Here is a 6,889-nt window from a genome sequence, read left to right as displayed (position 1 = left end):
CATATTGGCGATGGCGACACTGGTGTAGTTCGCCGTGAAGTACGGGTCCGCGAACAGCGTGCCCGCTTCCGCCTTGTTACGCAGGTGGCTCAATACCTTGCTGCGCTCCGCGTTGTAGACCGCATCCGGCACGTGAGCGTACTCGGCGCGGATGCCGCGCGCATAGGAGCGGTACACTTCCTCCTCCTGTCCCAGAATCGCCAGGTCCACACTCAGCATCGTGTCCTTCATCGGATGCGCAATCGACGCGCCCTGGAAATGGTCGGTGGCGCGAATCAGCGCCGCCACTTCTTCCGCGCGGCCCGCATCCGGCTCCAGGTCGCTGCCCAGCCACAGGCGCGCGCTGGCTTCCTCGTTCGATACGGAAGACGAATCGTGCGCATACACCGCATCGTGGAACCAGAAGGCCGCCTTCACGATATTCACATCGCGCTTGGCGGGACGCGTGTTGGCCGCCCAGGCGCGGATCTCCGCCATGCCGTGCACCAGATGATCGAGGTTGTGATAAGTGCGATCGACGCCGCCATAGGCCGCAGTGCCGGTCAGATGTTCGAACCAGTGATTGACATTGGCCAGTGCCGCCGCATCCAGCGCAGTGTCGCGCCACAGCGCATCCCACTCCTTGCGCAGCCAGGCCACGATCCAGGCCTTGTAGGCAGGCGTGGGAACGAACTTCTTCATGGTCCAGTTCCAGCCCACCGGACCTTCCAGCGCTTTCACGAAGCTGGAACTCACCGAGCCCAGATCGCGCGGCGGCATCACGAACATGGTTTTCGCGCCGCCAATCACTTCCACATTGGTTTGTTGGATCAGGTTCTCGTAATCGAAATCGGCGGTGCTGCGGATGCCGCGAATCAGGTAGTCTACGCCCTGGCGCTTGGCCACGCGCGCCGTGTACTCGCTCTTGACGATCTGCACCTGCACATTGTCCCAGCCACGTTCGGCACAGCTTTCCAGCACGATGGCCTTGCGCTCCTCTGCGGAGAACTTGGGCGCCTTGGTCGAATTCTCGGACAGGAAGACCACGACTTCTTCCGCAATCGAACGCGCTTCGCCAATCACCCACATATGGCCGTTGGTGATAGGGTCCAGCGTTCCCGAAAAGCCGATCTTCTTCATGCCCTGCTCCAGAGTGTCGAAAACGACATTCTAGCTTGCAGGGAAGCTTACCGTCACTTTGAGGCCCCCGAGGCGTTCCGATTGATCCAGCGCCAGCGTGGCGCCGTGGCGTTCCGCGATGGCGCGGATGATAGCCAGGCCAAGGCCGCTGCCATTGGCTTCGCTGCCCGGCACACGGTAGAAGCGGTTGAACACGCGCTCGCGTTCTTCCGGTGCGATGCCGGGGCCGCTGTCTTCCACCACCACGCGCGCCTGTTTTTCGTCGCGCAGGACGGAGAGATCGACGGTGCCGCCGGTCGGCGTGTATTTGATGGCGTTGTCGACCAGGTTGCGCACCATGATCAGCAAGGCATCGCCCTGCCCTTTCACGCTCGCTTCGTCGGCATGCTCAAGTCCGAGGTCGATGTCGCGCGCGCCCGCCGCCCCGGCCATATCGCCCAAGGTGCGCTTGGCCAGGTCGGTCAGATTGATCGGCTCCAGCCTGGCGTCCGCCGCTTCCTGGCGCGCCAGCACCAGCAACTGCTCGATCAGGCGCGAGGCGCGGTCGATACCCGCCGTCAGGCGGCCAACGGCAATCGCGCGGGCATGTTCATCGGCCGCACGTTCGAGACTCAGAATTTGCAGCTTGAGCGCGGCCAGCGGCGTGCGCAGCTCGTGCGCAGCATCGGCCACGAAATGCTGTTGCGCTTCGAAGGCAGTGCGCACGCGGCCGAATAGCAGGTTCAGCTCCTGCACCAGCGGACGCACTTCATCGGGCAGGTCGCCTTCAGATACGGGCGAAAGATCGTCCGCCTGGCGCGACGCTACCTGGCGCCGCACGCGCTGTACCGGCGCCAGCGAGCCGCTGACCACCCACCACACGACCAGCATCAGCACCGGCGCCATCAGCGCGATCGGGCCGACGGTACGCAAGGCCAGCGTGCCAGCCATACGCTGGCGCACGCGCATGTCCTGCGCGATCTGCACGATCTGGCCTGAACTTTGGATAGAGAAGACGCGGTAGGTGGTGCCATTGGCGCGCACATTGGAAAATCCCAGCACGGCGCGCTGGGGCAGCTCGGCGCGGGACATGGAGCGGAACACCTGGATGCCGTCGCGCGTCCACACCTGCACCAGCATGTCGTCGTTGCCATCGTCCTCGGCGCCCGGATTGCCGGTAGCGGCCATCGGTGCGCTCGAACGCAGCGACATGGCCATCTGCTGCATGTGGTAGTCGAAGATCTGGTCAGCGTCGTTGAGGGCGCTGCTGTAGGCGATCATGGCCTGGGCCACGGCCGCCATCGTGATGGCCGCCAGCAGGAACCACAGCAGACGGCCGCGCAGGGAGTGGGAGACGTTGACCTTCGGGACAACCCTCATGCTTTCGGCACCATGTAGCCGAGGCCGCGCACGTTCTGGATCAGGTCGGCCCCCAGCTTTTTGCGCAAGCCGTGGATATACACTTCCACCGCATTGCTGTTGACTTCATCTTTCCAGCTGTAGAGCTTTTCTTCCAGCTGGGYGCGCGACAGCACGATGCCGGGGCGGGCGATCAGCGCTTCGAGCACGGCCCATTCGCGGGCCGACAGACTGACCGCCTGGCCGTTGGCCATCACTTCGCGGGTCTGGGGATTGATGGTGACGCCCTTGTGTTCGAACACCGGTTCGGCACGGCCGGCGGCCCGCCGCAACAGCGCGCGGATGCGGGCCAGCAGCTCATCGAGGTCGTAGGGCTTCAGCACATAGTCGTCGGCGCCGGCATCGAGGCCGGCAATACGCTGCTCGACGGCGTCGCGCGCGGTGGCGACCAGCACGGGCGTGATTTCCTTGCGGGCGCGCATGGAGCGCAGCACTTCCAGGCCGTCCTTGCGCGGCAAACCAAGGTCGAGCAGGACCAGGTCGTAGGTCTGGGTTTGCAGGGCGGTGTCCGCCATGTCGCCATCCTTGACCCAGTCCACGGCGTAATGCTCAGCCCTCAGCAGGTCGAGCACGACTTCGCCGATCATGGTGTCATCTTCTACAAGCAGGAGGCGCATTCTGGTCCTTTCAATCGTGGCGTCCGCGAGATTGCGGACGCCATCGCCATTTTATCCGAGGCGCACCGGAATGAAGATACGCTCGTCGCCACGCAGGATCAGCAGCGCCACCGACTTGTCGGACTTGCTGACCACATCGCGCACGTCGCCGATCGAATTGACCGGGCGGCCGTTGACGGACAGCAGCACATCACCCGGCTGTACGCCAGCGCTGGCGGCCGCGCCGCGCGCATCCTCGATCAGCAGGCCGGAAGGCAGGCCCACTTGCCGCTTCTCTTGCGGGTCCAGCGGACGCAGGGCCAGACCCAGGCGCATCCTGGCCGACGGACCTTGCTCATCCTGAGCCGAAGCCAGGTTGCTGCGGTCGCTGGCGTTGCCCAGTTTGCCGTCCAGGGTCACGGTTTTACCCTGGCGCCACACTTCCAGCGAGATCTTGTYGCCTGGCGCCGCCAGCGCCACCATCGCCGGCAGGTCGCCCGACTGGATGATCTTCTGGCCGTTCATGGCGCGGATTACGTCGCCGGCTTTCAGGCCGATCTTCTCGGCAGGACCGCCACGCTCCACGTTCGCTACCAGCGCGCCTTCCGGCGTTGCCAGCTTGAAGGAATCGGCGAAGTCCTGGCCAATCTCCTGCACGGTCACGCCGAGGCGGGCGTGCACAACTTTACCGGTCTTCACGATCTGGTCGCGGATCTTGGTTGCCACGTCGATCGGAATGGCGAACGATAGGCCTTGGTAGCCGCCGCTCTGGCTGTAGATCTGCGAGTTGATGCCCACCACTTCGCCGCGCGTGTTGAACAGCGGACCGCCGGAGTTGCCGGGGTTGATCGCCACGTCGGTCTGGATGAACGGCACGTTCGAATCGTCCGGCAGCGAGCGGCCCTTGGCGCTCACCACACCGGCGGTCACGGTGTTTTCAAGACCGAAAGGCGAGCCGATTGCCAGCACCCATTCGCCGACTTTCACATCGTTCGAGCGGCCCAGCGGCACTACCGGCAGGTTCTTCGCGTCGATCTTCAGCACGGCCACGTCGGTCTTCGGATCGGAGCCCAGCACCTTGGCGCGGAATTCGCGGCGGTCGGTCAGCTTCACGGTCACTTCCTGCGCATCGCGCACCACGTGGGCGTTGGTCAGGATGATGCCGTCGGCGCTCACGATAAAGCCCGAACCCACGCCATGGGTCGGCACGTCGCGCGTGCGGCCCTGGCCTTGCGGCCCCTGGAAGCGGCGGAAGAATTCGAGGAAGGGATCATCGCCAAACGGTTCGCCGCGTTCACCCTGGCCCTGGCTCTGGAACGAGGTCTTGGTGCTGCCCACGACGCTGATGTTCACCACGGCTGGGCCATTGTGCTGCACGATCACGCTGAAGTCAGGCAGCGCGATCATCGGCGCCGGGGTTGGCGCCGGTGCGCCGGCGGCGGCGTTGGCCGGCACGCCCGGGGCGGCCTGGCCGACTACCTGGGGATTAGGTGCGGCGTTGCTCTTTTGTACTGCAATCGCAGCACCGGCACCCAGCACGCCAACGGCGGCCAGTGCCGCAACTACCCGTTTTACGGTCATCGAAGCGGTGACGGTTTTGCTCATTTTCAGGACTCCCAATAAAGATCTGTCGATGGCATCAATATGCGGGAGCAATCTTAGGCTCGTCTTAATAAAAAAAGGCCGGCATTGCCGACCTTTTAATATGGGCAGGCTATAAGCCCGCCTTAAGCGTGATTAAGCCGCTTTCTGCTCGAGGGTGCCCACATTGGTCACGCCATCGATAGCGATTTTGCGCGGTTTCAGGGCTTCCGGCACTTCACGCACCAGTTCGATGGTGAGCATGCCGTTGTCGAAGGAAGCGCCGATCACCTTCACATGGTTCGCCAGCTGGAAGCGCTGTTCGAAATCACGGGCGGCGATGCCGCGGTGCAGGTAAGTACGCTCGACGCCGTCGCGCTGCTTGCGGCCCACCACGTGCAGCGAATCGCGCTCGAAGGTGATGTCGATTTCGGAACGATCGAAGCCGGCCAGGGCCATCACGATACGGTACTGGTCTTCGGAAACCAGCTCGATATTGTAAGGAGGGTAGCTGGGGGTGGCGTCACCGCGGGCGGCGTCATTCAGCAGCTGGGCCAGGCGGTCGAAACCGATAGCAGAACGGTACAGCGGAGTCAGGTCAAAAGTACGCATGATAGATATCCTTTTCAGATTAAGCGATATGTCCAACGGTCCCCATCTGGGCAACCGCTGAGTCCGATATAGGAATCGCTAAAAAGCTTTTCAAGAGGTTTTTTTGCAAAATCCTGGTGTTACGTTCTGAAACAAGCCGCCCTGCCTCGCGTGCTAAACTCGCCCGCTTGTACTTTCTTTACAGAATCAAAATGAAACTTGCCTTGCTGTCAATGCTGATGGGCGCCGCCTTCAGCGCTCATGCCGGTTCCCCGCTGCCTGCTCCTGTCGACCAGAACTACCCCGGCACCCTGGTGCTGAAGGTGGACGCGTCCGACACCGTGCAAAACATCTTCCGCGTCAAGGAAAGCATTCCGGCCAAGCCGGGCAAGATGACCCTGCTCTACCCGCAATGGGTGCCCGCCAACCACGGCCCGAGCAGCCCGATCAACCAGTTCGCCGGCCTGAAGATTTCGGCCAACGGCAAGCCCGTCACCTGGCATCGCGATAACGTGAACGTGTTCGCCTTCCACGTCGAGGTACCGGCTGGCACCAGGACGCTGGACCTCGAATACCAGTTCCTGTCGCCGACCGAAGCCAACCAGGGCCGCACCACCATGACGCCGGAAATTCTGGGCATCCAGTGGCACGCCGTGACCATGTACCCGGCGGGCTACTATACCCGCCGCATCCCGATCCAGGCCACCGTGACCGTGCCGCAAGGCTGGCAGTACGGCAGCGCGCTGGAACTGGATGAACGCAAGGGCGATGATCTCGTCTTCAAGACCACCGACCTGGAAACCTTCGTCGACTCGCCGCTGTTTGCAGGCCACTACTTCAAGCGCTACGACCTCGATCCGGGCGCCAAGATCCCGGTCCACATGAACGTGGTGGCCGACACCGCCGAAGCGGTGGAAGCCAAGCCGGAACAGCTCGAACTGCACCGCAATCTGATCAAGCAAGCCTACAAGCTGTTCCAGTCCCAGCACTACAAGCACTATGACTTCCTGTTCGCGCTGAGCGATGAGTTCGGCGGCGTGGGCCGCGAACACCATCAGTCCAGCGAGAACGGCGTCAAGCTCGACTACTTCACCGACTGGAACAAGGCCGAATCCATGCGCGGCCTGCTGCCGCATGAATTTACGCACTCGTGGGACGGCAAGTTCCGCCGCCCTGCCGGCCAGGACGTACCGGACTTCAATACGCCGCTGCAGAACGATCTGCTGTGGGTGTACGAAGGCCAGACCCAGTTCTGGGGCCAGGTGCTGTCCGCCCGCTCGGGTCTGCAGAAGAGCGCCAGCGTGCGCGACCAGATCGCCGTCAACGCTGCGCGCTACAGCTCGATCGCGGGCCGCGAATGGCGTACGGTGCAGGACACCACCTACGATCCGATCATCAACTCGCGCCGCCCGCTGGGCTGGTCCAGCTATCAGCGCAGCGAGGACTACTACAATGAAGGCGCCCTGATCTGGCTGGACGTGGATACCAAGCTGCGCGAAATGTCCGGCGACAAGCTGTCCCTGGATGACTTCGCCCGCAAGTTCTACGGCGTGAAGGACGGCATGAACACCGCCCTGCACTACACCTTCGACGATGTGGTGAAG

Annotated in this window: 6 protein-coding genes; 1 reads left to right on the top strand and 5 read right to left on the bottom strand. The window is 63.0% G+C overall.

Annotated elements, in window-relative coordinates:
- The 5 genes from coaD to AB4Z11_RS18175 all read right to left on the bottom strand — a co-directional run.
- The coding region (coaD, locus tag AB4Z11_RS18195; protein WP_442026668.1) for a pantetheine-phosphate adenylyltransferase at window positions 1-1,119 on the bottom strand (1,119 nt) is incomplete at its 3' end.
- 30 nt (window positions 1,120-1,149) lie between these two features.
- Complete coding sequence (locus tag AB4Z11_RS18190) at window positions 1,150-2,478, bottom strand: ATP-binding protein (protein ID WP_442026667.1); 1,329 nt, start codon at window positions 2,476-2,478, stop codon at window positions 1,150-1,152.
- A complete protein-coding gene (locus AB4Z11_RS18185) occupies window positions 2,475-3,134 on the bottom strand; it encodes a response regulator (protein ID WP_442026666.1) in 660 nt (219 codons plus the stop codon). The genes AB4Z11_RS18190 and AB4Z11_RS18185 overlap by 4 nt, the downstream gene beginning before the upstream one ends.
- Window positions 3,135-3,185: 51 nt before the next feature.
- Window positions 3,186-4,718 carry a DegQ family serine endoprotease gene (locus tag AB4Z11_RS18180; protein ID WP_442026665.1) on the bottom strand — a complete coding sequence of 511 codons (1,533 nt, stop codon included), beginning with the start codon at window positions 4,716-4,718 and terminating at the stop codon, window positions 3,186-3,188.
- A 132-nt stretch (window positions 4,719-4,850) separates the two neighbouring features.
- Complete coding sequence (locus AB4Z11_RS18175) at window positions 4,851-5,306, bottom strand: Hsp20 family protein (protein WP_442026664.1); 456 nt, start codon at window positions 5,304-5,306, stop codon at window positions 4,851-4,853.
- A gap of 191 nt (window positions 5,307-5,497) precedes the next feature.
- Here AB4Z11_RS18175 and AB4Z11_RS18170 point away from each other — a divergent pair.
- The coding region (locus tag AB4Z11_RS18170) for a M61 family metallopeptidase (RefSeq protein ID WP_442026663.1) at window positions 5,498-6,889 on the top strand (1,392 nt) is incomplete at its 3' end.

It is taken from the genome of Pseudoduganella sp. RAF53_2, assembly GCF_052113985.1.
Taxonomy (GTDB): Bacteria; Pseudomonadota; Gammaproteobacteria; order Burkholderiales; family Burkholderiaceae_D; genus Rugamonas.
This window is presented reverse-complemented; position numbering and strand designations above follow the sequence as displayed.